The sequence below is a fragment of the Bradyrhizobium sp. NBAIM18 genome, assembly GCF_020193825.1.
Taxonomy (GTDB): Bacteria; Pseudomonadota; Alphaproteobacteria; order Rhizobiales; family Xanthobacteraceae; genus Bradyrhizobium; species Bradyrhizobium yuanmingense.
Genome location: NZ_JADYVO010000005.1, coordinates 216,373 through 241,482 on the forward strand (window position 1 = coordinate 216,373; position 25,110 = coordinate 241,482).

Genomic DNA, 25,110 nt, shown 5'->3' on the forward strand with positions numbered 1-25,110 from the left:
GATCATGGCCTCGATCTCGATCCGCAATCTCGTCAAGCGTTACGGCAATTTTACCGTGATCCCCGATCTCAACTTGGAGATCGCGGACCATGAATTCGTCGTGTTCGTCGGCCCGTCCGGCTGCGGCAAGTCGACCCTGCTGCGCATCATCGCCGGTCTCGAGCCGATCTCGTCGGGAGACCTCTATATCGGCGACAAGCGCGTCAACGGCGTGCAGGCCGCGCAGCGCGACATCGCGATGGTGTTCCAGGATTACGCGCTCTATCCGCACATGAAGGTCTACGACAACATGTCGTTTGCGCTGGAGCTGCGGGGCGTGCCGAAGGCCGAGATCGACGCGCGCGTGAGGCGCGCCGCGGCGCTTCTGCACATCGAGCCCTATCTCGACCGCAAGCCGAAGGAGCTCTCCGGCGGCCAGCGCCAGCGCGTTGCCATGGGCCGCGCCATCGTGCGCAATCCCAAGGCGTTCCTGTTCGACGAGCCGCTCTCCAACCTCGACGCGAAGCTGCGCGGGCAGGTGCGGGCCGAGATCAAGGCGCTGTCGCAGGAGCTCAAGACCACCATGGTATTCGTCACGCACGACCAGATCGAGGCCATGACCATGGCCGACCGGATCGTGGTGCTCCAGAGCGGCACGATCCAGCAATATGACACGCCGGAAACGGTGTACGAGCGTCCGGCCAACCAGTTCGTCGCCGGCTTCATCGGCTCGCCCGCGATGAACTTCTTCCCGGTCGAATGGCGTCAGGAAAGCGCAATTCTCTCGCAAGCTGGGACGATGGTGCCGGTGGATGCCGGGACCGCGGCCCGCCTGAGCAAGGCCGGCAATGCGGTGCTCGGCATTCGTCCCGAACATTTCGCCGTGGCAGCAGACGCTGCCGATGGCATTGCCATCAACATCAAGCTGGTCGAGCCGCTCGGCTCGGATACGCTGATACATTTCGATCTCGCCGGCGGCTCCGCCATCGCGCGGGTAGATCCGTCGTTGCGGCCGAAGGTCGGCGATCGCATCAATCTGCGCCTGCTGCCGGGCAAGACCCATTTGTTCGATGCCGGCAACGGAGAGGTCCTGCGGTGAGCGCATCGGTCGACATCGGCGATCTGTCGGCGCTGGCGGACGTCGCGTCCAAGGCAAGGCCTGTGCAGGTGATCTGCCTCGGGCTCTCCGCACTCGACCAGGTCTGGCGCGTCGATCGGCCGTTCGCGGGTGGAAGCGAGAAGATCAAGGCTCTCGAATATGGCACGCTCGGCGGCGGCATGGCCGCTAATGCGAGCGTTGCCGTGGCAAAGCTCGGGGCGTCCGTCGCGTTCTGGGGGCGGGCAGGGAATGATGCCGCTGGCCACGAAATGAAATCCGCGTTCACGGCCGAAGGTGTCAATGTCGACAATTTTCGGCTGTTTACGGAGGGCCGCTCGTCGGTCTCCGGCATCATCGTCGACAGCGCCGGTGAACGGCAGATCGTCAACTTCCGCGGTCTCTACCCGGAGGCAGCGGACTGGCTGCCGCGGGACGCCATCGCGCGCGCATCTTCCGTGTTGGCCGATCCGCGCTGGGTGGAGGGCGCCGCGACGCTGTTCGCTGAAGCGCGAGCGCGCGGCATTCCGACGGTGCTGGACGGCGACATGGCCGACGCCGAGGTGTTCGAGCGGCTGCTGCCATTGACGGATCATGCGATCTTCTCCGAGCCAGCGCTTACGGCCTTTGCCGGCTCCGCTGAGGATAAATCGCTCGGAGCGCTGGCGCGGTTTGGATGCCGCGTCGTTGCCGTCACGCGCGGCGAGGGAGGTGTGAGCTGGTACGAGAGCGGCCAACTGCACCGGCAGGCCGCTTATGCCGTCGATGTCGTCGATACCACAGGTGCCGGCGACGTCTTCCACGGCGCCTATGCGCTGGCGATCGGCGCCGGCCTCGATGTGCAGGCCGCCATGGCTTTTTCGGCGGCGACAGCCGCGATGAAATGCCGCCACGCCGGCGGCCGCAACGGAATCCCCGATATCAACGAGTGTCTTGCATTCATGAGGACGAAGCCATGAGAACGATTGGAAAGAACCGCGGCCTGGCAAGGCTTGCTGACGCGGATGGCCACTTTCGCATGGTCGCGCTGGATCAGCGGCCGCCACTGTTCGATGCCATCGCCAAAGCAAAAGGCATCACGCGGGAACAAGTCGAATATTCCGACGTCACGGCGGCCAAGCGCCTCCTGGTCGAAAACCTCGCGCCGCATTGCAGCTCCATGCTGTTCGACCCGAATTTCGCGGTGCCGGCCGCGATTGATCTGCTGCCACCGCGCTGCGGCCTGATCATGACGCTGGAGGAGCACCGGGTCGAGGAGACCGCGGGCGGCCGCAAGTCGCGCGCCATCACAAATTGGAGCGTGGAGAAGATCCGGGCCATGGGCGGCGACGCCGTCAAGGTGCTGGCCTGGTACCGGCCGGACGCCGATGCCGCGGTGAACGCGCATCAGAAGGAGTTCGTGCGCGAGATCGGCGAGGATTGCGCCCGCCACGACATTCCCTACGTGCTCGAGCTGCTGGTCTATCCTTTCCTCGGCAGTGCCAATCACACCGCCGATTACGTGGAGTCGCCCGGCAAGCTGCCCGGCCTTGTCATCGACAGCGTGCGTGAATTCGTCAAGCCGGAGTACGGCGTCGATCTCCTCAAGCTGGAGAGCCCGCTTGCGGCCAACAGCTTGCCGGCCCGGGACGGCAGCACGGAGGCCAAGGCCGCGCAGAAGGAGTTCGACGCGATCGGCGACATCTGTCGTGGCCGCAACGTCCCCTGGGTGCTGCTGTCGGGCGGCGCCGCGCCGGAGAAGTTCGAACGAGTGCTCGACTATTCCTATGCCGCGGGCGCCAGCGGCTTTCTCGCCGGCCGCACCATCTGGCTCGATGCCGTCCTGAAGAATTTCCCGGACCGTGCGGCGGTCTCGGCCAGCCTGCGCAAGGATGGCCTCGGTGTGCTTCAGCGCCTCAACAAGCTGACCACGGCCAAGGGCACACCGTGGAAGGCGCGCTTTCCGGCTTTCACCGACATCAAGCAGGAAGGTGACTTCGCACGCGCCTACTGAAATGATGGCGGCTCCGCGTTTTCCGATCGCAGGATCTGCAACATGACTGACGGCTTCACCATCCGCTCGATCGAGGCGTATTGCTATCGTTATCCGCTGGCGGCGCCGGTGGTGACCTCGTTCGGCAGGATGCTCAACCGTCCTGCCGTCTTCGTTCGCGCGGTCGACGAAGACGGCGTCGAGGGCTGGGGCGAAGCCTGGTCCAATTTTCCAGCGCCCGGCGCGGAACATCGCGCCCGGCTCGTTAACGAGGTGCTGGCGCCCGGCCTCGTGGGGCTCAAATTCGATGGTCCTGTTCAGGCCTTCGAGGCCCTGACCAAGGGTACCGAAGTCCTGGCGCTCCAATGCGGCGAACCCGGTCCGTTTGCTCAGGCGATTTCAGGCATCGATCTCGCGCTGTGGGACCTCTCGGCACGCCGCCGGCGTTTGCCGCTGTGGCGGCTGCTCGGTGGCCAGTCGAATAAGATCAAGGTCTATGCCAGCGGCATCAATCCAGACGGCGCTGCACAAACGGCTGAGGCCGCGCTCGAGCGCGGCCATCGCGCGCTGAAGCTGAAGGTGGGCTTCGGACCCGAGACCGATCTCGCCAACCTCACCGCGTTGCGCAGGATTGTCAGCGCCGGCATGCTGGCCTGCGATGCCAACCAAGGATGGTCGGTCACGCAGGCGATCGAGATGCTGCCGCGGCTCGCCGAGTTCGATCTGCGCTGGCTGGAGGAGCCGATTCGCGCCGATCGGCCCCGAGAAGAATGGCGCAGGGTGCGCCTACTGGCGAAGATGCCGATCGCTGCCGGCGAAAACATTTCGAGTCTCGAAGCTTTCGAGGACGTCCTGGCCGAGGACATACTGGGCGTGGTCCAGCCCGATATCGCGAAATGGGGCGGGCTCAGCGTCTGCACTCCACTGGCTCGCGACATCCGGACGTCAAGCAAGACGTTCTGCCCGCACTATCTCGGCGGCGGCCTTGGCCTCCTTGCGTCCGCGCATCTGCTCGCCGGTGTCGGAGGCGATGGCTGGCTGGAAGTCGATGTCAACGACAACCCGCTGCGCGATCTCTATTGCGGCCCGGTTCTCAACGTGAGGGATGGCACGGTTGAATTGGATCAAGAACCAGGGCTCGGAATTACGCCCGACCTTTCACGGATCGAGCGCTATCGCAGCATCTAGATCATGATGCCGTCAGGTGGCGCAGCTGCGGCCGGTTTGATGTCCGTCAGGCAGGGTGACAGGCCATCACTATCGGTCAGAGGCGCAGCCGTGAGAATAGGTCACTTGGGATTGGTGTCTTTGTAGATGATCCCGTCCTTCATGATGACGACAAGCTTATTTGCGGGGTCCTCGATGAGGCGAATGTCTTCCAGCGGATTGCCATCGACGAGCAGGAGATCGGCCAACGCGCCTTCCTCGACCACTCCGATCCTGCCGGGATAAGGATTCCGCGCACCGGAAAGCGCGAGCAGCTCTCCATTGGTTGAGGTCGCCATCGTCAGCGCTTCCGCCGGCGTGAACCACCGCGTGAGGTCTACGATGCCCCGACCCTGATGCTCGGCCAGTGGCTTCGAGAAGAGGATATCTGTTCCAAAGGCGGTCTTGATCCCAAACTTCTTGACGAACCCGTACACGGTGTCCGTTCCGGCAACAACCTGGCGCATCTGCGCCTGTTGGGCGGGGGGAAGCATGGCTGCGCCGCCGAGGTCTACGAACGGCTGAGTGCTCAGCCAGATTTTCTTCTCGGCGATGTGGCGTGCAGTCGGTTCATCCATGAGATGACCATGTTCGATCACTTTGACGCCCGCGGCGATGGAACGTCGAATTGCGCTCGGTGTATATGCGTGTGTTGCAACATACGTCCCCCAATCGGTGGCGGTTTCGACGGCCGCGCGCAAGTCCGCTTCGCTGAATGTGGTTACATCAAGCGGGCTGAAAGGCGAGGCGACGCCTCCCCCTGCCGTTAGCTTGACCTGGGACGCGCCCTGCATGAGCTGTTCGCGCACGCGCTTGCGGACCTCGTCGGGATCATCCGCGATGATGCTTCCGCCGAGCTGTTCGACGCGGCTTGTTCCGCCCTGACTTTGCGGCAACTCCCAAAGCTCGCGGAAGTCTCCATGGCCGCCGGTGACCGTGATGACGGCTCCCGATGGATAGATGCGAGGACCCGGGACGAGACCTTCATCGATCGCGCGTTTGAGTGAGAAGGTGGGGCCGCCCATGTCCCTGACTGTCGTGAATCCGCGCATCAGTGTCGCTGTCGCTTCCGCGCTCGCCAGCAGCGTCGTATATCCGAGGTCGCTCGACAGCATCTGCGCGGGTGTCGGACGGACCATCATCGCGTGCCAGTGCATGTCGCTGAGCCCGGGCATCAGCACGCGTCCACCGCCTTGTATTACGCGGGCGTCCACGCGACGATCGGTTGGAATGGGCGCGGTCACGATCCGCTCGATGATGTTTCCGCGGACGACGACATTCGATGGGACGGAAAGCGTCTCGCTCTTCCCGTCAAAGATGCGCACGTTCTCGAAGACGGTGACTGCAATCCGCTCTTGCGGCTCCGCCGGCGTGAGAAAGGTGCACGTCGCAACAATGATCGTGGCACACTCGGCTATCCGCATTTGCAGTGTTCCTTCCTAGCATGTCGTATTCTCTCGCCAGCGGCGCGGAGCCCGGCGGAAGTTGTCGCGCCGCACACGAGTTCGTTCTGATTCGCTCGACCGACAACCATCGGACCGTGACCATTTGGCGAGAGCCATCCATCAGAACATTCGTGGCAAGGTCGGGTCCCTATGCTGTTACATTCGACTTGCGCCAGCTTCCGCTTGATGTGAGCTCCGTTGCACCAAAGGACCCGCGTAGAAGTACGTTCCGCGGATTGAGCGGGGTCCCCGAGCCTTCCAGTCCGCCAGCTTAGAGACGCCATCTGTCCCGTACATTAGGGATTCTCTGTACACCGGCGGAGCAGGAATCGGGGTGCCAACTGTGGAAATAGCGCTCTATGAAAGCTCTACCCGGGTAAACTTGGTTCAATTTTCTGCGCAGCTTACTAATAATCTCTCCTAATCCGGCAGCGTACTCCTCAATCATCGAAGTATCTCATCCAAGCCAGACGACATTCTTTCGTTACGTTCTATGTTTTTCTTAGGATCGGGCATCCTTAGCCGCTTTTGATTGTGCCTTTCGCGCGCTCCCGTATGCGCTGGAAGGTGACGTAGAGCATCGGCACCAGGAAGATCCCGATCGAGCTTGCTGCGAGCATACCAGCGAAGACAGCGGTGCCCACTGCTCTGCGGCTCAGCGCGGCAGCTCCGGTCGCAATGACCAGCGGCAGAAGGCCGAGGATGAACGCAAGTGACGTCATCATGACCGCACGAAAACGCATATGGGCACCCTGAACCGCGGCCTCACAGATCGGGATACCCGCCTCCCGCTGTTCCCTCGCAAACTCGACGATCAGGATGCCGTTCTTGGCGGCAAGAGCGATCAGCACAACGAGGCCGATCTGGCCATAGAGGTCGAGATTGAGGCGCGCAATCATGATGCCGAAATAAGATCCGAGCACACCGACGACCACCGACAGCAGCACCGGGATCGGGATCACCGTGCTCTCGTAAAGTGCGACCAGGAACAGATAGGCGAACATCACGGCCAGCGCGAGCACGATTCCGGTCTGACCTGCCGCTCCCTGCTCCTGAAAGGCGGTGCCGGTCCAGGCGAAGTCGTAGCCGGACGGCAGCACGGCGTCGGAGATCTGCGCCATCGCGGATAGCGCGGTGCCCGAAGAGGTCCCCGGCGCAGGGCTGCCGTTCACCGTCACGGAACGATGATTGTTGTAGCGAGTGATCACCTGCGGCCCGGTTACGACCATGACGTCGGCCAGCGCCCGCATCGGCACCATCTCGCCGTTGTTGTTGCGCACGTAGATCCGCCAGATATCCGAGACGTGGGCGCGATCGGATGCGTCGCCCTGCACGTTGACCTGCCAGGTGCGTCCGAACAGGTTGAAGTTGTTGACGTAGACGCCGCCGAGCGTCGCCTGCAGCGCAATGAAGATGTCATTGACCGCGACGCCCAGCGATTGGGCCTTTCGCCGGTCGACGTCGAGATAGAGCGACGGATTGGTTGCGGTGAAGGTCGAGAACACGCGCGTGAGCCGCGAATCGGCGTTGGCGGCGCCGATCAGGGCGTTTGTCACGCTGGAGATCGCGGCTGGGCCCTGTCCTTCCAGAGCTTGAAGCTGGTACTCGAATCCGCCGCCGGTGGAGAGGCCGATGATCGGCGGCAGGTTGAATGGCAGCACATTGGCTTGTCGTACCTCGGCACCGGCTGCCAATGTCCTGGAGATTAGCGCCTGCGCCGAGTCTGCGGCCGCCGTCCGGTCGGAAAATGGCTTGAGCCGCGCCACCACCAGTGCGCTGTTCGATTGGGAGACGCCATCGAGCAGTGAAAAGCCGATCACCGCGAGCACGTGATCGACGGCCGGCATCTGTTTCAGGACGTCTTCGATCTGGCGGGTAACCTGGCTGGTGCGCGCGACCGACGCGCCGTCCGGGAGCTGCACCGAGGTGAAAAAGGCGCCCTGGTCCTCCTCCGGCAGGAATCCCGTCGGAGTAATGATCGAGACACCGAAGACGCCGGCGGCGAATACGGCAACCAGCAGCAGGGAGAGGGCGGCCCGGCGCACGAGGTAGCGGACGCCGTTGCCGTAGCGCTCGCGCAACCAGTCGATGCCGCCGAGTACACGGCCGATGATGCCGCGGGGCCGTCTGCCGTGGCGCATCAGCAACGCGCACAGTGCAGGGGATAGCGTCAGGGCGTTCAGCGCCGAAATCAACATTGCGGCGCTGATCGTCACGGCGAACTGACGGAACAACGTGCCCGAAATGCCGGGAATGAACGCGATCGGCACGAAGACGGAGAGCAGCACCAGAGTGATCGCGATGATCGGCGCGGTGATCTGGGTCATGGCTTTCTTGGTGGCCTCGGCTGGACCCAGGCTTGGTTCCGCCGCCATGACGCGCTCGACATTCTCCACGACGACGATGGCATCGTCGACGACGATGCCGATGGCGAGGACCATCGCGAGCAGCGATACCGTATTGGCCGAATAGCCGAACGCGAGCAGAACTGCGAACGTGCCGATCAGGCTCACCGGTACTGCGATGGCCGGGATCACCGTCGCACGGAGACTACCGAGGAAGATATAGACGACCAGCATCACGAGGACGAAGGCTTCGGCCAGTGTCCGCAAGACCTCCGCGATCGTGTCCCGAACGAAGCTCGTGGAATCGTATTGGACGAGATAGCTCAGTCCAGGCGGAAATCGCGTTGACAGCCGTTGCATCGTCTCGGCCACCGCTCGCGCCGTGGTCACCGCGTTCGCTCCCGGCGCAAGGTAGACTGCGATTGGAACGGCGGCGCGCCCGTCGATCCGCGCTTCGCTGTCGAGGTTCTGCGCACCGATCTCGACGCGCGCGACGTCTTTCACCAGCAGCGAGGATCCGTCGGGATTGGCGCGCAGCACGATGTTGGCGAATTGATCGGCGCTGGCGAGTCGGCCAAGGGTCTGCACGTTGAATTGGAACTGCTGATCGTCGCTGATCGGCCGCGCGCCGATGCGGCCGACGGCAGCCTGGACGCTCTGCGCGCGGATCGCGGCAATCACGTCCGACGGGGTCAAGCTGAGGCTGGTGAGCCGCTGCGAATCGAACCAGATTCGCATCGAATAGTTCATCTTTGCGAACAGGTTCGCTTGGCCGACGCCCGGCGTGCTCGCGATCGCGTCCAGCGCGTTGATGATGGCGTAGTTGGTGATGAAGAGGGGATCCTGCTGGCCGTCGGCGCTGTAGAGCACGAGGAATTGCAGGATCGACGAGGATCGCTTCTGCACCCTCACGCCTTGCTGCTGCACCTCCGTCGGCAACTGCGACAGCGCGCTCTGCACGCGATTATTGACGTTGACCGTGTTGATGTCGGCATTGGTGCCATGCGCGAAAGAAATGGTGAGCGTGTAGCTGCCGTCATTGCCGCTGGTTGATTTCATGTAGAGCGCGCGGTCGACGCCGATCACCTGCGCTTCGAGAGGCTGGGCGACGCTGCTTTCCACAACCTCGGCGGACGCGCCTGGGAAGGTCGCGGAGACGGTGACCTGCGGCGGCACGATATCTGGAAATTGCGCCACGGGAATTTGAGTGAGTGCCAGCGCGCCGGCAATGGTGATGAGAAGTGCAATCACTATCGCAAGGCGCGGACGATCGACGAAGACGCCCGATATCATGGGGTGCGGTCCGCGGCGTGGGGCCGGATCGGAGTGCCGCGGCCGCTCCGCGGTGGCGCCTCGCTCGCTACGCCGTCCATGCTCGACCGCAGGAGTGCGCTTGCTGTATCCGGAGCGACGGTCTGACCCGCGCGAACCCGCTGCAGCCCTTCGGCGATCACCTTGTCGCCGGCAGCAAGCCCGCCGATGACGGCGGCAATTGTTGCGGTCGATTGTCCGAGCTGAACGCGCCGCTGCTCTGCCTTATTGTCCTTGCCGACGACGAGAACATAGTCGCCGCGCTGGTCGGACAACACCGCCGCGCGTGGGATCGCAAGTACTTCGATCGGCTGGACGCCTTCGAGCAGAACGGTGACGAACTCGCCGTCGGTCAGCTCGTGCGCGGTCACGCCTGCGGCAGACGGGGCGCGCAAGATCGGGTTGGCAATCTCGCCGCGGACCATGATCGTGTCGGTATTCTGGGCGATGCTGTTGTCGACGAAGTTCAGTCTGCCGGACTGACCGTACATACGGCCGTCCGGCAGCCGAAGCCTGATCGTCACGGCCTCGAGACCGCCTTGTGGGAGGTACCGCTCGCGCAGCTCGAGCCCCTCTCGCAGCGGCACCGGGAACGTGACGTGCATCGGGTCCTGGCTGACGATCGTGGTCAGCACGCCGGAGGAGGGCCCGACGATGTTGCCTTCGGTTACCGCCGTGCGACCGATCTTGCCGTCGATCGGAGCATTGATGACGGTGTAGTCGAGATTGATTTGGGAGGCCTGGACCTGCGCCTGGGCAGCCTGGACCTGGGCCTGTAAGCTGCGCTGGGTGGCGAGCGCGGCGTCATAGGTCGATTGCTGCCCGGCCGGCCCGCCGAGAAGGGTGTGCGCGCGCTCCGTCGTCAGCCTGGCGTTTTCCAGCATCGCCTCGAGTTGCGCCACCTGCGCCTGCTTGGCTGCGAGATCGGCCTCGAATGGGCCGCGCTCCAGCCGATAGAGCTGGTCGCCCTTTTTGATCTCGGCACCCTCGTTGAACAGCCGCTGCTCCAGAGCGGCGGTGACACGGGCTGTCACGTTGACTCGGTTGACCGCCTCAACTCGGCCGAGGAACTCGTTGCTTTCGGTGATCAGCCGGCGCGTTGCCTCCACAACGCCGACGGCAGGCGTGGAAGGCGTCGGCTGGGTCCGGACAGTCCCGCCGATCAAGACGGTAACCAATCCTGCCGCCAGCAATCGGATCGCGACGTCAGCAAGGTTCATGGTCCGCTCCGTGTTCCAGAGCTCCGAACGCCGACGTCACTTCGTTCGGCGTCTGGCGGACTGCATTACTCGCGCTGCGTCCTGTTGCTGCGGGCTGGTTCGTCGTAACCTTTGCGATGGCTGTAGAACATCAGCGCGATCAGGCCGCAGCCTAAGATCAGGATGAGAATCACGGCTCCGGTCAGGATGACGTTTCCATAGAGTGGCATCGGCGTCGATCGCCAGACTGACACGCAAAACCAGCTCGCCCCGACCAGCAGAGCGGCCAGCAAGGCGGCGATCGCCCATTGATTCCTGTCGCGCATCGTTACCTCCATCAGCTTCGCAAGGCTTTGGAGACCCGCCTAGACCCAACGCCATCCGCAGCGGCGCCGGCCGCGGTGCCACCAGCAGACCCAGCGCCGGTGCCGGCGACGGCGCGGTGGAGGGCCCCAGCCGGGTCGCGGAGGTGGTCCCCACTGCGTCTTGATCAGTTCTGATGAGATGCTGGCGCGTCGCGGATCTGGATCGATCGGTAGCGCTTCGGCAACGTCGATCAAGCGGACGCCGGTGGCGCCGATCGCGGCAGCGGCAAGGGCGCTCGTTGCAAAGCCTAGGAAGGCTCGGCGGCTGGAACCAACCATGTGTCGTCCTCCTCTGTCACGCAGTCGACCGCAGCGATTGCAGGGCGTAGAGCAGCCATGCGAGACCATGTGAGATCAGGTCGACGCCGAGCAGGAAGCCGAGCGCCCAGACGCTGATGTCGGGGAAGCCAAACAGGATGAGCACGCCGGCGACGATCGCGAAGACGCCGGAGATCAGCATCATCCAGCCGTTCTGTCGCCAATAGGCGAAGCTCAGCACGCATCGAACAACACCGGATGCGAACAGCAGCGCGCCGAGGAAATAGGTCAGGATCAGGGCGCCCGACACCGGCTGGGTGAGAAGGATCAGGCCGAATGCGAGGTAGAGCGCACCGAGAACGATCCGCCACAGGAAACTGCCCCAACCCTTTGTCCAGAACGCATGCGCGATCTCGAAGGCGCCGGCAGCGATTGCGGTGAGCCCAATGAACTTGACGCTGATGATCGTGGCGAAGGCGAGATCGCCGAGGGCGAGGAGGCCGGCAGCGATCAGGACGATGCCGAGGAGAGCGCACGCCCAGAGCGGTGGGGCACCCAGCGTGTTGAGATCGTCGCGGCTGTCGTACACTGTCATGCCAACCTCCTGGGTGCTCACGCCCCGATCGACGCACCTTCGATCGTAGCGCTGGACCAGCAGGTCCAACATCGGACGAAACCCGGAGTTGCGGGGCGGGAATATTCTCATTTCAACTTGTTGCGACCTTTCCTGAGCCGGGCACGGCTCATCGCGGGCCGCGCGGGCCCAGTGTCAGATGGGTCACGCCGGCCGCGAGATTGAGACCGATCGAGCGTTCGATCGAGATCGGCTGCAGCATGATGCTCCTGCGCGAGCCGCCAATCAGGACGTTGGCGCCGAGGCCGGGGCCTAGTGCGAAATTGCCACTCGCGCCCACATAGCTGCCGCGCAAAGTGCCGGCACCAATCCGCGAAGTCCTGGCGAACACGGCCCAGGAGAGCGTGCCGGCGCTGGTCACGCCGAGATCAAGGCCGAGGCGTCTGATCCGTCCCTCGTAGATGTAGCGGCGGGCAGGGCGCACCCCATCGAACACGCAGCGCAGCGACTGCGTCGATCCGAGCACCAGCCCGACGCGCGGCTCCGAGAAGCATAGCAGCCTGCCTATTCTGAATCTCTCGGCACCTGCGGGCGAGGGGATCGTCAGCAGGACCGTGACTGCGCCGACGGCCGCGAGATATGGCAATTGTCGCATTCAAGCCTCCGCCTGGTGCTTTGTTTCGGTCAGCGCCCGCGGCGGGCCGCCGTCCCGGCGCAGCCAGAACGAAATGGCCAGCCCGATCAGCAGCACGGCGCCGAGCAGGAAGAAGAAGATGGATTGCTTCAGCCACGAGATCGCCGGGACGGCTGCGCCCATTGCAAAGCCGAGAAAGGCGATCTGCAACGACAACAGGCTGATGCCCGCGAGGAACGTGCCGAGCGCAAGCAGCGTCAGCAGGACCAGACCGGTCGCCGGCGTCGGGAGCAGTTGCTGAACGCCGGAGACCAGGATGATGTTCATCGTGATCAGGACGGCGATCCAGTGCAGCGCCTGGGTCCAGATCAGACGAATCTGGCCCTCCCTGCCTTCGATCTCCGGCCATTTGGTGATGACGCAGACCACCCCGATCGCCAGCGCCAGGAATTCCCAATAGCCGATCAGCGGCTGGTGCGAGACGTTGGTATAGGCAACTCCTGCGATGGCGAGCAGCAGCGCGACGGCGTACGGAAGCTGCTGCCAGACAAGACGCCCCATCCCCGAGCGAGCCTGTTGAGGCACGTGGTCTTCACGCTGCTGTGCATCCGTTTCGCTCATGGCTGCTCACCCAGGATTGGGGGATCGGTCGTTGCCGGTTCGATCCTGTCTCCGAGATAATCCTCGACATACAACCTGATGATCGCCACCCGTCCGACCGCGACCAGCGGCATCGCGAGCGCAATGCCCATGACGCCGAACAAGGCGCCCAGCAGGACGATGGCGACCAGGGTCCAGGCTGGCGGGGTCTCGACCGCATGCCGCTGAATCAGCGGGCCGATGACGTAACCTTCGATCGACTGGATGATGGTGTAGACCGCGACCGCCCAGATCAGCGGCGAGGCTCCGAGCGGCATCGCAACGAGCGCGATCGGGATCGCGGCGACGATTGGCCCAAGATAGGGGATGAAGTTCGACAATCCTGCCTGCAATCCGAGAACGAATGGGCCAGGCAGGCCGATGAGGTAAAGGGCAAGCCAGACGAAGAGCGTCATCAGGATGATGCGGATCAACTGGCCGACGAACCACAGCCGCATCACGGTGCCCATCTCGTCCATCACCTCGCGCGCGCGGGCCCGGTAAGATTGCCTGACCAGCACGACCACGCTGTCGCGGTAGCTGATGGGATCGAAGGCGAAGAGAATGCCGAGGAACAAGATCACGAGCACGGCGGTCAAAAGGCTCGAGGCGCCGCCGAGCAGGAATTGCGCATGGCTGAGGAACCGACCCTGGTCGGCGAACAGCCACTGCGCGAAGTCACGCCCCCATTCCGGGCCGAGCAGATCCACGCCATAAGACAACAAATGCTCTTGCAGGATGTCGACCTGGGCATCCATGACTTTCAGCAGCACACGCGTCTGCTCCGGCAGCTTACCGGTCCCCCAGGCCAGCCCGAAGCCTGCCAGCGCCGACAGCAGCAGGAGAACGAGCGTCAGACGCCAGACGCGGCTGAGAGGAAGAACCGGCGCCAGAGCCCGGGCTGCGGCATCGAGAAAGGCTGCGAAAAGCACGCCTGCGAACACGATCAAGAGACTCGACACCGTTTGCCAGACCAGGAAGAGGGCCACGGCCACGACGAGCACAGTGAGGCCGATCGCAAGCAGGCTCGGTCGTCCGGATTGGACCGAATCGTCGATCGGGCTCTCATTCCGAACGAGGCCGCGGACCCGCTCGGATCCGACCCTGGCGTCGCTCATCGATCGGTCCGCCGTCATGTGGTCACGCCTCACGAGCGGACGCGGCGGCTGCCAAAATGCGGATGCTTGCCGCCGCGATGACGCCAATAGCGATGCTTGAATGGATTCATGTTGGTGTTGATGTTGGGCCTCGCATCGCCCGGGGCGGCCGTGCCGGTTTGCTTCGGCGCGGCCACGGTATCGTCCTTCGGCTGAGCCGGGGAAATGCTTGACGGCAGAGTGGCGGCTACGACTGCGGTGAGGAACAGGGTACGATAGTTGATCCACATCTTCATCCTCGCCTCCATGCGGTCAGCGACATCGGTCAGATCGCGATGGCTCCGACAGCCAGGCCGTAGATTCCGATCCCCGCGGCGATGGCCACCGCGCCGAACAGGACGGACTCGACCGGCTTGAAAAGCCGCTCCTTGCGTTCGCGCTTGGCGATCAGGAACAGCAGCGTTCCCGGCGCGTAGAGGATCGCGGACAGCAGGAGAAATTTCGCCCCGCCCGCGTAGATCATTCCCGCCGCGTAGAGCGTCGCGACGGCCGCGAAGATCCCCTCGCTGGTGCGGGCGCGCTCGCCGGAAGCATAGGCCTCACCAGTCCATGCGAGCTTCAGGCCGTAAGCCGCCACGAGGAAATACGGGACCAGTGTCATTGCGCTCGTCATCTTGAGGGCGAGCGTGAAGGCATATTCGGCGAACCAACTCACAAGAAGCAACGCCTGGATCACGCAGTTGGTGAGCCAGAGCGCGCCGACAGGGACCTTGTGAACGTTCTCGCGCGCCAGAAAGGCCGGCATCGTGCGCTGAATGGCCGCTGAGTGCAGGATCTCGGCCGCAAGGAGGGACCATGACAGGTAATTGCCGAGGATCGAGATCAGCAATGCGATACTGATGAACACACCGCCCCAGCGGCCGACCATGGCCTCCATCACGCCTGCCATCGATGGTGTCGGCAGGTCCGCGAGCCCGCTCCGCGGCAGGATGCCGTAGGACAGGAGTGTCACGAGCACGAGAAGGCAGAGAACCGTCAGAAAGCCGGTGACCGTCGCGATACCGATGTCGTCGCGCCTTCGTGCGTAGCGCGAATATACGCTCGCGCCCTCGATGCCGACGAAGACGAACACCGTGAGCAGCATCGTGCTGCGGACCTGGCTCAACACCTGCCCGGCGTCGGGCTCGGTCGTTCCCCAGAAATTGTCGGAGAAAAGCCCGCGGTTCAGGGCGACCGCAGCCACCACGATGAACAGCACGATGGGAATGATCTTCGCGAAAGTTGTGACCGTGTTGAGCGCGGCAGCCCCCTTGATGCCGCGCAGCACCAGAATATGGACGCTCCAAAGCAGCACGGAGGCCGAAGCGATGGCTACCGGCGTGGTGCCGTCGCCGAACACGGGGAAGAATTGGCCGAGCGTGGCCTTGATCAGGATGAGGCAGGCGACGTCGGCTAGACAACAGCCGATCCAGTAGCCGGCGGCGGACGCAAAGCCGATGTAATCACCGAAACCGGCTTTGGCATAGGCGTAGATGCCCGCATCGAGCTCCGGCTTGCGCCGGGATAGCGATTGGAACACGAAGGCCAGAGTCAACATGCCGGTGCCAGCAATCATCCAGGCAATGATCGCTCCCAAAGCGCCGGTGGTGCGCCCGAACTGAGCCGGCAATGCGAAGATGCCGGAGCCGACCATCGACCCGATCACCAGGGCGATCAGCGCATTGCGCGAAAGCTTCTGATCGGCCTCGCTTGTCGAAGCAGCCATGATGGATGCCTTCCGATCCGAGGCGGCTGCATTCGCGGCCTCCCTCCCCGAACCTTAGAGCCACCTCCCGCGTGCGCACATCAGGGATTGTCTGTAGGAAGAGAGGCAGGAAATCGGTGGCCGCCGATTCAGATATCGCCACGGGAAGCGGCGGTGTCGTCCTCGCCCTTGTGCCAGGACGTCGGCAACGTATCCCGCGCGACCAGCACGACGCTGCCACGGAAGAACTCGCCGGACTTGGCGAGTTCGGCGGCCAGGCGCCTGGCATGTAGGACGGCCGCATCCTGCTCGCTAAGATCGCATCCGATCGTGTCGGGCGAGACGCCGTATCGATCGGTGATATGGAAGAAGAAGCGCATGCCTCCGGTTAGGTCATGGCGCCTCCGGTCTCCAGTGACAAAAGCGCAAGGTGCCTCAGTCAATAGTCTTACGACCCCGAAGCAGGTTCCAGTCTTACGGATCGGCAATCAGCGCCATGCCGTCCCCATTCGGGCGAAGAGTGGTTTTCACCTGATGTCTTCGGGTGATTGTCCGATGTTGTTCCGTCGAAGCAGAGCCTAGCGTGGTCGCGCTTTAGGGGGCTGCACAGGAGGATGCGATGTCGAATCTCGATGAGAACTTGGCGGCGACAGACGTCGTCGGCGGCCGGATCACCGTGGATGCCGGACTGCGCCAGTACATGTTGCGGATCTATGGCGATATGGCCGCGGGTGTCGCCCTGACCGCCGTCGCCGCCGGCCTGACCTATCAGGTCACCGGCCCCGCGCTGCTGCAGAGCCCGCTGATGTGGGTTTTCATCCTGGCGCCGCTTGGGTTGGTGTTCTTTCTCAGCTCGCGCATCGAGACATTGTCGGTGCCAACTGCGCGCCTGCTGTTCTTCCTCTATGCTGCCCTGGTCGGTATCTCGCTCTCGATCCTACTACACATCTACACCAGTTCGTCGATAACCCGCGTCTTCGTGATCGCTGCTGCAATGTTCGGCGGGCTCAGCGTCTTCGGCTACACGACCCGGCGCGACCTGTCGGGATTGGGTACCTTCCTGTTCATGGGGCTGATTGGGATCATCTTCGCGAGCGTCGTCAACCTGTTCCTGTGGTCGACTGCGCTCGACTGGCTGATCTCGATCGTAGGAGTCGGCGTGTTTGCCGGCTTGACGGCCTATGATACGCAGCGGATCAAGGCGATGTACGACAGCGCGGATGACCAAACCGCTTCGGGGCGAAAGTCGGTCATTGCCGCGCTGTCGCTCTATCTCAATTTCCTCAACCTGTTCCTGATGCTGCTGCGTCTTGCGGGCGGCCGCCGTTGAGAAGGGAAGGGCGGCGGCTCAGGCCGCCGGCCGCTCCACCGTGCTGGCGAGGGCATCGCGCAACGCCTTTTCCTTCGTCTCGTCGAGGGAGGTCTTGAATACGACGCCGCCCGCGTCCTTGATCTCCTTAATCACCTTGTCGGCGGTCATGTGCTTGATCAGGACGAACAGGGCGGCGTTGCCGGGCTGAAGACTGGTGGAGAGACTCTTCATAAAGGCATCGTCGATGCCGACGTCCGAAAGAGCGCCGCCGAGCGCACCGGACGCTGCGCCTACGGCAACTCCGAGGATCGGATTGAGAAAGAGGACACCGATTAAAAGGCCCCAGAAGCTTCCCGTCACCGCGCCCATGGCGGTCGTGTTGACGAGTTGGTTGAGCTTGATGCTGCCCTGGTCCGTCTTTACGGCGATCACGGCGTCACTGATCGTGATCAGATACTCCTTCTGCAGCTTAAGCAATCGCTGACGCACTTCCTCGGCCTTCGCCTCGGACGGATATACGATGGCGACCAGATCGGACATGAAGACCTCCCGTTGGAGCATGCAAGCGACCCGAGGAAGCTACCGCGCGAGAGCTGCCTCAGGGGATCGGAGAAAACCCTCGGTCTCGATGGGGATTGTCCCGATGGGAGATTGGAGGTTGATGGTCGCATCCAGAAGGGGTGACGTACAGCGACATCGCTCGCGCCCGGCGCGAGGGTAATCCCGGGCAGCGACTAGGTAATCACCTGATGGGCCGGGCCGAGGCCACGGCGCATGGTTCGATCTCGAAATGAGGAGTCGGCAACGCATCGTTCGAGACATCGGTGACGGCGTCGGTCTTCGCTCGCTCTTCGAGGCCATTCAATGACCGCGACGACATCGGCCCAGAAGCTCTCATTGTTCGCACTGACGGGAATGGTCGTCGGCTCCATGGTCGGCTCCGGCATCTTCTCGCTGCCGAGAACCTTCGGCACCGCAACCGGTCCCTTCGGCGCCATCCTCGCCTGGTGCATCGCAGGCGGTGGCATGTACACCATGGCGCGCGTGTTCCAATCTCTGGCCGAGCGCAAGCCTGGTCTCGATGCCGGTGTTTATGCCTATGCGAAAGAGGGCTTTGGCGACTATCCCGGATTCCTGTCGGCGCTCGGTTACTGGATGGGAAGTTGCATCGGCAACGTGTCCTACTGGGTCCTGATCAAATCGACCCTGGGCGCGTTCTTTCCCGTGTTCGGCGACGGCAATACGGTCATCGCGATCGTCGTTGCCTCGATCGGCATCTGGTTGTTTCACTTCATGATCCTGCGCGGGGTGCAACAGGCCGCCGCGATCAACACCATCGTCACCATCGCCAAGATCGTGCCGATCCTGATCTTCATCGCCATCCTGATCTTCGCCTTCAAGGCCGACCTGTTCCGTGTCAACTTTTGGGGTGGCGAGGGCATGCCGGACAAGGGACTGTTCGAGCAGATCCGTGCGACCATGCTGGTCACGGTGTTCGTCTTTCTCGGGATCGAGGGGGCCAGCGTCTATTCCCGCTACGCCAAGGAGCGGTCCGACGTCGGCGCGGCGACGATCATGGGCTTCCTGGTCGTCACGAGCCTGATGGTGCTCGTCACCCTGCTGCCCTACGCCGTGCTGCCGCGCGCGGAGATCGCAGACATGCGGCAACCGTCAATGGCCACGGTGCTGGAGGCAGTGGTCGGACATTGGGGTGCCGTCTTCGTCAGCATCGGGCTTCTGGTCTCCGTATTGGGCGCCTATCTCGCCTGGTCGCTGATCTGCGCCGAAGTGCTCTCCGCGGCCGGTCGGACCCGGGACATGCCGCGCGTGTTCGGTACCGAAAACGCCAACAAGGTGCCGGCTGCCGCGCTCTGGCTGACCAATATCGTGGTGCAGCTCTTCGTCATCAGCACCTACTGGTCCCGTGATGCCTTCTCGCTGATGCTCAATCTCACGAGCGTCATGAACCTCATTCCGTTCTTCCTGGTCGCCGCCTACGGATTGCTGCTGGTGAAGCGCGGCGAGACGTACGAGAAGAGTGCGGGCGAGCACAGGCGAGATCTGATCTTCACCGGCATCGCCGTCATCTACACACTCTTCCTCATCTACGCGGCCGGAATGAAATACCTGCTGCTATCCGCGCTGCTCTACGTGCCCGGCACGGCGCTGTATGTCTGGGCGCGGGTCCAACAGAAGGCGAGGATTTTTGCACCGGTGGAGTGGGGCATCTTCATCGTGGCTGCGATCGGCGCGGCCGTCGGCATTCACGGCCTCGCCACCGGCTACATCACGATCTAGGCGGATCGATTGCGGAGGTTGCGCTCATGACACAACAGACATCAAACGGAGCGCTTCCTTTTGGCGTTCATTCGGAAGTCGGTCAGTTGCGCAAGGTAATGGTCTGCTCGCCGGGCCGCGCTCACCAGCGTCTCACTCCGACCAATTGCGACACGCTGCTGTTCGACGACGTCCTGTGGGTCGACAATGCAAAGCGCGACCATTTCGACTTCGTGCAGAAGATGCGCGACCGTGGCATCGAGGTCGTCGAGATGCACGATCTGCTCACGGATACCGTCGCCATCCCGGAGGCGAGGCGATGGATCCTCGACAATCAGGTGGTCCCGAACCAGGTCGGCCTTGGACTGATCGACGAGCTTCGCGGCTATCTGGAGAGCCTCAAGCCCCGCGAACTGGCGGAGACCCTGATCGGAGGATTGTCGACCCACGATTTCCCCGATGCTCATGGTGGTGAAATGCTCCGGCTGATCCGGGAGGCGGCCGGCATGACCGAGTATCTGCTGCCGCCGCTTCCGAACACGCTATACACGCGCGATACCACTTGTTGGATCTATGGCGGCGTGACGCTGAACTCGCTGTTCTGGCCGGCGCGTCATGAGGAGCCGATCCTCGCCGCCGCGATTTACAAGTTCCATCCTGATTTCGCCGGCAAGGTCAATGTCTGGTGGGGAGATCCGACCCACGATCACGGCCTTGCCACGCTGGAAGGCGGCGATGTGATGCCGATCGGGAAGGGCAATGTCCTGATCGGTCTTAGCGAGCGGACATCGAGACAGGCGATCAGTCAGCTTGCTGCTGCTCTTTTCAGGAGAAAGGCTGCCGAGCGCGTCATTGTGGCGGCCATGCCCAAGCTCCGCGCGGCGATGCATCTCGACACGGTCTTCACGTTCGCCGATCGGGATTGCGTGCTGCTTTACCCCGATATCGTCAATAGCATCACGGCGTTCTCCTACCGGCCGGCGGACAATTCCGCTGGTATCGAGTTGCGGAAGGACGAGAAGCCTTTCGTGGACGTCGTAGCTGAAGCGCTCGGCCTGAAGAAGCTCCGCGTCGTGGAGACCGGTGGCAACGCCTATCTGCGAGAGCGAACTCAGTGGGACAGCGGTGCCAATCTGGTCTGCGCCTCTCCAGGCGTCGTCTTCGCCTACGATCGCAACACCTATACCAATACGCTGCTGCGCAAGGAGGGAATCGAAGTGATCACCATCGTCGGCGCGGAGCTCGGACGTGGTCGAGGCGGCGGTCACTGCATGACCTGCCCGATTACCAGGGATCCGGTCGACTACTAGCCGGCGGAGGAATCGGCCCGGATCAACCTGTGATTTATCATCTCAACATTAACACGCCACAATTGGCGCGCAGTAGACGTGAATCCCGGTGTCCGGCTGCAGCATCGGAGGGGACCTATGCGACCGTCTGGATTTTTTCTGCCGGTTGCCGCACTGCTCGGCAGTAGTACGGCTTGGGCGGCGGACCTCGATCTCACCGACTTCAAATCGAGCGGAGCTGCTACATCCTCTTACGCGGTTCCTTATTACCAAGCCCCGTCCTGGAGCGTCGTTGGTTCCATCTCGCCGACTTTCACCGACAACGCGCTCTTCACCCGCGATAACCGCAGGTCCGACGTTTATTACGCGCCCGACGTGAGCGTCAGGCTCGACGGGAACCTCACCAACGATCTGTCATACCGGCTCTATGCGCGGGCTCAATACGAAGCCTTTTCGCGGGAAAAGGACGGCAATTTCGCCGTCGCGCGCATGGGCGCGCGTCTGACCGAGAACTGGGACGGCTGGCGCTTTTCTGGCATTTACGAAAATCGATATGATTTCGATGGCATCTACCGCGATCTCGCCTTCACGTCCCACGACGTGATGGGCTCAGTCGCGCGCGATTTCCGCGTTGGCAACGCGACGTTCTCGCCACTAGTGCTTTTGACCTACCGTTTCTCCGATCTGGCCGAGGCGCGCCGCTGGCGCTTTGACGCCGTGCTCGGAATCGAGGTCAAGCTCGATCCCAGGTGGTCGATCGTCAGTACGCCCCTGTTCGAAGCCTACTGGTTCACCGATGGACTCAATACCGGTCGCCAGGATCAGCTCTATTCGGTTGACCTCGGCCTGAAGTACAACGTTGCCAACAACGTGTCGCTCACGACGACCGTGCTCTACGAGGCGCGAACCTCGAACGTCCCGCTGCGGCGATACAGGGACGTTCGGATCGGGCCTCGCCTGGACTTTGCCTTTTGAGAGGTGCTCGAGAGATGCCGGCAAGACGCCTTCTAATGCTGACCTGCCTCATGATCTCAAGCATGATGACGACGGTCGTGCTGGCCGATCCTCGCGATGCGGTCGATCGTAGCCATCGACTCGATACCGATGCACTTCGGGATGATGTCGCGACGCGCCGTCTGGAGCAACCATCTCACCCGCTCGCAATTGCGCCGGCCCCGGCGGCACCGCCCGCGAAGGCGACCAGAAAGAAGAAGTCGGACACGAGCAGTAGCCGATAGCCTTGGCGAACCTGTCAGCGCATTATGCGGGGGGACGGTGGAGGACACCCGGCGACCACGGAATGGTGGCGCGACGATGCCGTTCGGGCTCATTCGCCGCGCATCGCCATTTTTACTCTCTATTGCATCGGATTTGAGATTCGGCGGCCCTTTACGAAGGCCAAGATTTCAATCCCTCACGAATACTACCTCATGTTGAATGAGCGGTTCGCTGGGTGTATAGTCGATTGACCCCGCAGGTGCGCTATTCCGAATTCGGTGGAGGATTTCTCGCCGGCAGGGTGGGGAGAGACCCCGCTATTGTCGTCGTGGCCAATATCGGGAGTCGCCGGAATAGAGTGAGTAGTACAGTGAAGCCACATGGCTCCCCCGCCAGAGAGTCGAGGCAAACCAGTCCCAAGCGCTGGCTGCGCGTAGGTTTGCAACCATCGACCGAGGAGCTTTACTGGAACTCTTCTGCAGATCTCCTCTTCGTCGCGCGCCCCTCCTTTTGCGGACATTTCGTCTACGAGAGCATCAATCCGGCATTCGAGTCCCGGCTCGGCGTATCGTCGCGAGACGTGCTCGACATGGACGTATTCGATTGCCTGAGCGCGGATGACGCGAGATCTGTCTGCGAAGCACTTCGGGCGAGCCTCGCGGAGAAGGCTGAGATCAGGATCCGGCAGCGGCTGGCGTTTGGTGGTTCGTCCCGCACGAAGGAAACGACGGTCACGCCGATCCTGGATCCCGCGACCCGCGGTGTCGTCCGGTTGATCGGCTGCCATCGCGAGGCGCGCGACGTTCGCTTCGAGGACGCCACCACATGGGGGAACGGGCTGGATGTCGAAGCTGGCCTGCTGTCGCTTCAGGAGAGCATTCAGCAGCGGATCGCTTCCGATCTCCACGATTCGACCTGTCAACATCTGATTGCTGCGAGTCTCGGCCTGATGCGGATCCGCGGCCAGCTTGACGGCACACAAGCCGCCGAACGGATCTGCGACGAAATCGACGCGTCGATTGATGAAGCGCTCCGGGAGCTCCGGGCTTTTGCCTATCTGCTGCATCCGCGGGATCTGACGGGTGACGGATTGAAGGCCACGATCGAAGGCTACGCGGAAGGGTTCGCGGCGCGCACCTCGTTGCATGTGAGGGTGAACATCGTGCCGGAGGTCGATGGGTTACCTTATGAGGCCCAACGCTCGCTGCTGCGCGTTGTTCAGGAGGCTCTGACGAACGTCTTCCGTCACGCAAAAGCGACGGAGGTGGCAATCGTCATCGATGTTGTCGACAGTCGTTTCCAATTGATGATCAGCGACAATGGACGCGGTCTTCCCCACCCTGGCAGGCCGGGTGCCGGGACGCTATCGAGCGGCGTCGGAATTCCCGCGATGCGCGCGAGGCTGCACGGGATCGGAGGTACGCTCGCCATCCAGTCCAACGGGATGGCACCGCACTCCGGCACCGTTCTGTCCGCGGTCTTCCCGCACGTCCTTGCAGTAAATAGGCGCAATCGACGAAGGACCACGATCAATACGAGGCCAGCGACCGGCACACGATCAGCGAAAGAACACTAGCCAGCGGCGGCGGGTCGAAAGCGCGACCCGAACCGCCGTCAAGAATAGGGAGTGTGCTGCATGAAACGTATCCTCATAGCCGACGATCACGAAGCGGTGCGATCGGGTTTGCGGGCGGTCCTCGAACAGCGGGCGGACTGGGAAGTGGTGGCCGAGGCCACCGACGGAGGCAAAGCGGTCGCGGCGGCGATCCAGAGCCAGCCCCACGTCGCCATCCTGGATTTCTCGATGCCGAGGATGACCGGCGTGGAGGTGGCGCGGCGTATGAAGGACTATCGGCTGCAAACCGAGATCCTGATCTTCACCGTGCACAATTCGGGTCTGATAGCGCAGCAGGCGTTCGAGGCCGGCGCCCGCGCTTTCTTGGTGAAGTCTGATGCGAACAAGCTGCTGCTGGCGGCTGTCGAGTCGCTGCTGATGCACAGGCCGTTCTTCTGTACGAATAGCATTATCGAATACGACGGCGGGCCGGGCCCCCACGGCGAACGACACCACCATGGGCTGACCTCGCGCGAGCAGCTCGTCGTCAAGCTGGTTGCCGAGGGCTACAGCAACAAGGGGATTAGCGCGATCCTCGACCTGAGCGTTAAGACGACGGAGGCACATCGTGCAGCGGCGATGCGCAAGCTGGAGGTAAACTCGACCGCGGGCCTCGTGCGATACGCGGTGCGGAGCGGACTCGTCGAGGCCTGATCGCAAGCCGTGGCGATCCGTGGCTGTCAGTACCTTCGCCCTGCATCTCTCAGGGTTTTGCTGGATAACCGTTCTTGTGGGACGCCGTATGATCGTTCGACCTGACGGCCGATGACCGCTCTAGTCCACCTGGCTTGGCCCAGGGTAGGCAAACGGGAACGACCCGTGAAACGCATCTTGATTGCGGACGACCATGAAATCGTGCGTTCCGGACTTCGTGCGATTGTTGAAACGCGGTCCAACTGGATCGTGAGCGGCGAGGCGACCAATGGTGAGCAGGCGGTCACGCTTGCGATGGAAACCAGGCCAGACATCGTGATCGTCGATTATTCCATGCCGATCATCAACGGCCTGGAGGTCAGCCGCCGCCTCAGAGCGCTTCACGTTCAAACCGAGGTGCTTATCCTCACGATGCATGAAAGCGAGGAGCTGCTGACAGAGGCCATTCTGGCCGGAATCCGCGGCTTCCTGTTCAAGTCCGACGCTCGCAACCATCTCATTTCCGCGGTCGAAGCGCTGCTCGACGGCAGACCCTACTTCACGAGTGTTCTGCTGGAGAAGCTGCTCCGCGACTACCAGGCGAACAAGCAGAACCGGGCCGACATGCTGCTGACCTCGCGCGAGGAGAGCGTGGTCCAGCTGATCGCAGAGGGGCACACCAACAGGTCAATAAGCGCGATCCTGAATCTGAGCGTCAAGACGGTCGAGACACACCGCGCCTCGGCCATGCGCAAGCTCAGGATGTCCTCCACCGCCGAGCTGGTTCGGTATGCTGTCCGCAAGCGGCTGGTTTCACCTTGAACGAACGGGGAGCGCTTTCGGCTGCTCGCGAAAGATCGAGAGTGCACCGTCGAGTGAACGGACGCGAGAAATACCTTCGC

Annotated in this window: 24 protein-coding genes; 12 read left to right on the forward strand and 12 right to left on the reverse strand. The window is 62.7% G+C overall.

Features of this window, described 5'->3' with window-relative positions; genetic code table 11:
* Positions 1 to 4: 4 nt before the first annotated feature.
* Genes ugpC through I6F17_RS14090 form a run of 4 tightly spaced genes read left to right on the forward strand, consistent with a single transcriptional unit; the run spans position 5 to position 4,235 of the window.
* Complete coding sequence (gene ugpC, locus I6F17_RS14075; RefSeq protein ID WP_225124524.1) at positions 5 to 1,078, forward strand: sn-glycerol-3-phosphate ABC transporter ATP-binding protein UgpC; 1,074 nt, start codon at positions 5 to 7, stop codon at positions 1,076 to 1,078.
* On the forward strand, positions 1,075 to 2,034 hold the full coding sequence (locus I6F17_RS14080) for a sugar kinase (RefSeq protein ID WP_225124525.1): 960 nt from the start codon (positions 1,075 to 1,077) through the stop codon (positions 2,032 to 2,034). The genes ugpC and I6F17_RS14080 overlap by 4 nt, the downstream gene beginning before the upstream one ends.
* Positions 2,031 to 3,068 carry a tagatose 1,6-diphosphate aldolase gene (locus I6F17_RS14085; protein ID WP_225124526.1) on the forward strand — a complete coding sequence of 346 codons (1,038 nt, stop codon included), beginning with the start codon at positions 2,031 to 2,033 and terminating at the stop codon, positions 3,066 to 3,068. Before I6F17_RS14080 ends, I6F17_RS14085 begins: the two co-directional genes overlap by 4 nt.
* 42 nt (positions 3,069 to 3,110) lie before the next feature.
* Positions 3,111 to 4,235: a mandelate racemase/muconate lactonizing enzyme family protein gene (locus tag I6F17_RS14090; protein ID WP_225124527.1), complete on the forward strand. Its 1,125-nt coding sequence runs from the start codon at positions 3,111 to 3,113 to the stop codon at positions 4,233 to 4,235.
* Positions 4,236 to 4,336: 101 nt separating this feature from the next.
* Here I6F17_RS14090 and I6F17_RS14095 read toward each other — a convergent pair whose 3' ends face one another.
* The 11 genes from I6F17_RS14095 to I6F17_RS14150 form a co-directional block, all read right to left on the reverse strand.
* Positions 4,337 to 5,677 (reverse strand): amidohydrolase family protein, encoded by a 1,341-nt coding sequence (locus tag I6F17_RS14095; protein ID WP_225124528.1) that lies wholly within the window; start codon positions 5,675 to 5,677, stop codon positions 4,337 to 4,339.
* Between the two features lie 539 nt (positions 5,678 to 6,216).
* A complete protein-coding gene (locus I6F17_RS14100; protein WP_225124529.1) occupies positions 6,217 to 9,336 on the reverse strand; it encodes a multidrug efflux RND transporter permease subunit in 3,120 nt (1,039 codons plus the stop codon).
* On the reverse strand, positions 9,333 to 10,574 hold the full coding sequence (locus I6F17_RS14105; RefSeq protein ID WP_225124530.1) for an efflux RND transporter periplasmic adaptor subunit: 1,242 nt from the start codon (positions 10,572 to 10,574) through the stop codon (positions 9,333 to 9,335). The genes I6F17_RS14100 and I6F17_RS14105 overlap by 4 nt, the downstream gene beginning before the upstream one ends.
* A gap of 65 nt (positions 10,575 to 10,639) precedes the next feature.
* The gene (locus I6F17_RS14110; RefSeq protein WP_063710659.1) at positions 10,640 to 10,879 is read right to left on the reverse strand and encodes a hypothetical protein; all 240 of its coding nucleotides are present in this window, start codon (positions 10,877 to 10,879) and stop codon (positions 10,640 to 10,642) included.
* 334 nt (positions 10,880 to 11,213) lie between these two features.
* A complete protein-coding gene (locus I6F17_RS14120; RefSeq protein ID WP_036035884.1) occupies positions 11,214 to 11,771 on the reverse strand; it encodes an HdeD family acid-resistance protein in 558 nt (185 codons plus the stop codon).
* A gap of 148 nt (positions 11,772 to 11,919) precedes the next feature.
* A complete protein-coding gene (locus I6F17_RS14125; RefSeq protein WP_225124531.1) occupies positions 11,920 to 12,405 on the reverse strand; it encodes a DUF992 domain-containing protein in 486 nt (161 codons plus the stop codon).
* On the reverse strand, positions 12,406 to 13,005 hold the full coding sequence (locus tag I6F17_RS14130) for a hypothetical protein (RefSeq protein WP_225124532.1): 600 nt from the start codon (positions 13,003 to 13,005) through the stop codon (positions 12,406 to 12,408). It lies immediately after the preceding gene.
* Positions 13,002 to 14,141 (reverse strand): AI-2E family transporter, encoded by a 1,140-nt coding sequence (locus I6F17_RS14135; protein ID WP_192893330.1) that lies wholly within the window; start codon positions 14,139 to 14,141, stop codon positions 13,002 to 13,004. Before I6F17_RS14135 ends, I6F17_RS14130 begins: the two co-directional genes overlap by 4 nt.
* 29 nt (positions 14,142 to 14,170) lie before the next feature.
* On the reverse strand, positions 14,171 to 14,416 hold the full coding sequence (locus tag I6F17_RS14140; protein WP_225124533.1) for a hypothetical protein: 246 nt from the start codon (positions 14,414 to 14,416) through the stop codon (positions 14,171 to 14,173).
* Positions 14,417 to 14,445: 29 nt separating this feature from the next.
* The gene (locus I6F17_RS14145; protein WP_057026142.1) at positions 14,446 to 15,885 is read right to left on the reverse strand and encodes a basic amino acid/polyamine antiporter; all 1,440 of its coding nucleotides are present in this window, start codon (positions 15,883 to 15,885) and stop codon (positions 14,446 to 14,448) included.
* A 128-nt stretch (positions 15,886 to 16,013) separates the two neighbouring features.
* Positions 16,014 to 16,244 carry a hypothetical protein gene (locus I6F17_RS14150; protein WP_036026643.1) on the reverse strand — a complete coding sequence of 77 codons (231 nt, stop codon included), beginning with the start codon at positions 16,242 to 16,244 and terminating at the stop codon, positions 16,014 to 16,016.
* Positions 16,245 to 16,483: 239 nt separating this feature from the next.
* On the opposite strand from I6F17_RS14150, the gene I6F17_RS14155 reads away from it, so the two are divergent.
* Positions 16,484 to 17,194 (forward strand): Bax inhibitor-1/YccA family protein, encoded by a 711-nt coding sequence (locus tag I6F17_RS14155; RefSeq protein ID WP_225124534.1) that lies wholly within the window; start codon positions 16,484 to 16,486, stop codon positions 17,192 to 17,194.
* 18 nt (positions 17,195 to 17,212) lie between these two features.
* Here the strand turns inward: I6F17_RS14155 and I6F17_RS14160 are convergent, their stop codons facing one another.
* Entirely contained in the window at positions 17,213 to 17,716 is a 504-nt protein-coding gene (locus I6F17_RS14160) for a DUF1269 domain-containing protein (RefSeq protein WP_225124535.1), read from the reverse strand.
* 324 nt (positions 17,717 to 18,040) lie between these two features.
* Between I6F17_RS14160 and I6F17_RS14165 the strand changes: the two genes are divergently transcribed.
* From I6F17_RS14165 to I6F17_RS14195, 7 genes are all read left to right on the forward strand, one after another.
* Positions 18,041 to 19,474 (forward strand): basic amino acid/polyamine antiporter, encoded by a 1,434-nt coding sequence (locus I6F17_RS14165; RefSeq protein WP_225124536.1) that lies wholly within the window; start codon positions 18,041 to 18,043, stop codon positions 19,472 to 19,474.
* Positions 19,475 to 19,500: 26 nt separating this feature from the next.
* Positions 19,501 to 20,763 carry an arginine deiminase gene (gene arcA, locus I6F17_RS14170; RefSeq protein WP_225124537.1) on the forward strand — a complete coding sequence of 421 codons (1,263 nt, stop codon included), beginning with the start codon at positions 19,501 to 19,503 and terminating at the stop codon, positions 20,761 to 20,763.
* 117 nt (positions 20,764 to 20,880) lie between these two features.
* Positions 20,881 to 21,717 carry an outer membrane beta-barrel protein gene (locus tag I6F17_RS14175; protein WP_225124538.1) on the forward strand — a complete coding sequence of 279 codons (837 nt, stop codon included), beginning with the start codon at positions 20,881 to 20,883 and terminating at the stop codon, positions 21,715 to 21,717.
* Between the two features lie 62 nt (positions 21,718 to 21,779).
* On the forward strand, positions 21,780 to 21,980 hold the full coding sequence (locus I6F17_RS14180) for a hypothetical protein (RefSeq protein ID WP_157785100.1): 201 nt from the start codon (positions 21,780 to 21,782) through the stop codon (positions 21,978 to 21,980).
* 350 nt (positions 21,981 to 22,330) lie between these two features.
* Positions 22,331 to 23,536, forward strand: a complete 1,206-nt coding sequence (locus I6F17_RS14185) for an ATP-binding protein (protein WP_225124539.1) — start codon at positions 22,331 to 22,333, stop codon at positions 23,534 to 23,536.
* A gap of 60 nt (positions 23,537 to 23,596) precedes the next feature.
* Positions 23,597 to 24,229, forward strand: coding sequence for a response regulator transcription factor (locus I6F17_RS14190; RefSeq protein ID WP_225124540.1), 633 nt, complete (start codon positions 23,597 to 23,599; stop codon positions 24,227 to 24,229).
* A gap of 165 nt (positions 24,230 to 24,394) precedes the next feature.
* The gene (locus I6F17_RS14195) at positions 24,395 to 25,030 is read left to right on the forward strand and encodes a response regulator transcription factor (RefSeq protein ID WP_225124595.1); all 636 of its coding nucleotides are present in this window, start codon (positions 24,395 to 24,397) and stop codon (positions 25,028 to 25,030) included.
* The last annotated feature ends 80 nt before the right edge of the window (positions 25,031 to 25,110 follow it).

What these genes read in the sequence shown, in the direction of transcription:
- I6F17_RS14125 (WP_225124531.1), bottom strand. Translation starts at nt 12,405, where the DNA reads ATGCGACAATTGCCATATCTCGCGGCCGTCGGCGCAGTCACGGTCCTG.
- I6F17_RS14110 (WP_063710659.1), bottom strand. Translation starts at nt 10,879, where the DNA reads ATGCGCGACAGGAATCAATGGGCGATCGCCGCCTTGCTGGCCGCTCTG.
- I6F17_RS14100 (WP_225124529.1), bottom strand. Translation starts at nt 9,336, where the DNA reads ATGATATCGGGCGTCTTCGTCGATCGTCCGCGCCTTGCGATAGTGATT.
- I6F17_RS14085 (WP_225124526.1), top strand. Translation starts at nt 2,031, where the DNA reads ATGAGAACGATTGGAAAGAACCGCGGCCTGGCAAGGCTTGCTGACGCG.
- I6F17_RS14135 (WP_192893330.1), bottom strand. Translation starts at nt 14,141, where the DNA reads ATGAGCGACGCCAGGGTCGGATCCGAGCGGGTCCGCGGCCTCGTTCGG.
- I6F17_RS14175 (WP_225124538.1), top strand. Translation starts at nt 20,881, where the DNA reads ATGCGACCGTCTGGATTTTTTCTGCCGGTTGCCGCACTGCTCGGCAGT.
- ugpC (WP_225124524.1), top strand. Translation starts at nt 5, where the DNA reads ATGGCCTCGATCTCGATCCGCAATCTCGTCAAGCGTTACGGCAATTTT.
- I6F17_RS14140 (WP_225124533.1), bottom strand. Translation starts at nt 14,416, where the DNA reads ATGAAGATGTGGATCAACTATCGTACCCTGTTCCTCACCGCAGTCGTA.
- I6F17_RS14150 (WP_036026643.1), bottom strand. Translation starts at nt 16,244, where the DNA reads ATGCGCTTCTTCTTCCATATCACCGATCGATACGGCGTCTCGCCCGAC.
- I6F17_RS14105 (WP_225124530.1), bottom strand. Translation starts at nt 10,574, where the DNA reads ATGAACCTTGCTGACGTCGCGATCCGATTGCTGGCGGCAGGATTGGTT.
- I6F17_RS14155 (WP_225124534.1), top strand. Translation starts at nt 16,484, where the DNA reads ATGTCGAATCTCGATGAGAACTTGGCGGCGACAGACGTCGTCGGCGGC.
- I6F17_RS14160 (WP_225124535.1), bottom strand. Translation starts at nt 17,716, where the DNA reads ATGTCCGATCTGGTCGCCATCGTATATCCGTCCGAGGCGAAGGCCGAG.
- I6F17_RS14165 (WP_225124536.1), top strand. Translation starts at nt 18,041, where the DNA reads ATGACCGCGACGACATCGGCCCAGAAGCTCTCATTGTTCGCACTGACG.
- I6F17_RS14120 (WP_036035884.1), bottom strand. Translation starts at nt 11,771, where the DNA reads ATGACAGTGTACGACAGCCGCGACGATCTCAACACGCTGGGTGCCCCA.
- I6F17_RS14095 (WP_225124528.1), bottom strand. Translation starts at nt 5,677, where the DNA reads ATGCGGATAGCCGAGTGTGCCACGATCATTGTTGCGACGTGCACCTTT.
- arcA (WP_225124537.1), top strand. Translation starts at nt 19,501, where the DNA reads ATGACACAACAGACATCAAACGGAGCGCTTCCTTTTGGCGTTCATTCG.
- I6F17_RS14145 (WP_057026142.1), bottom strand. Translation starts at nt 15,885, where the DNA reads ATGGCTGCTTCGACAAGCGAGGCCGATCAGAAGCTTTCGCGCAATGCG.
- I6F17_RS14180 (WP_157785100.1), top strand. Translation starts at nt 21,780, where the DNA reads ATGATGACGACGGTCGTGCTGGCCGATCCTCGCGATGCGGTCGATCGT.
- I6F17_RS14190 (WP_225124540.1), top strand. Translation starts at nt 23,597, where the DNA reads ATGAAACGTATCCTCATAGCCGACGATCACGAAGCGGTGCGATCGGGT.
- I6F17_RS14130 (WP_225124532.1), bottom strand. Translation starts at nt 13,005, where the DNA reads ATGAGCGAAACGGATGCACAGCAGCGTGAAGACCACGTGCCTCAACAG.
- I6F17_RS14090 (WP_225124527.1), top strand. Translation starts at nt 3,111, where the DNA reads ATGACTGACGGCTTCACCATCCGCTCGATCGAGGCGTATTGCTATCGT.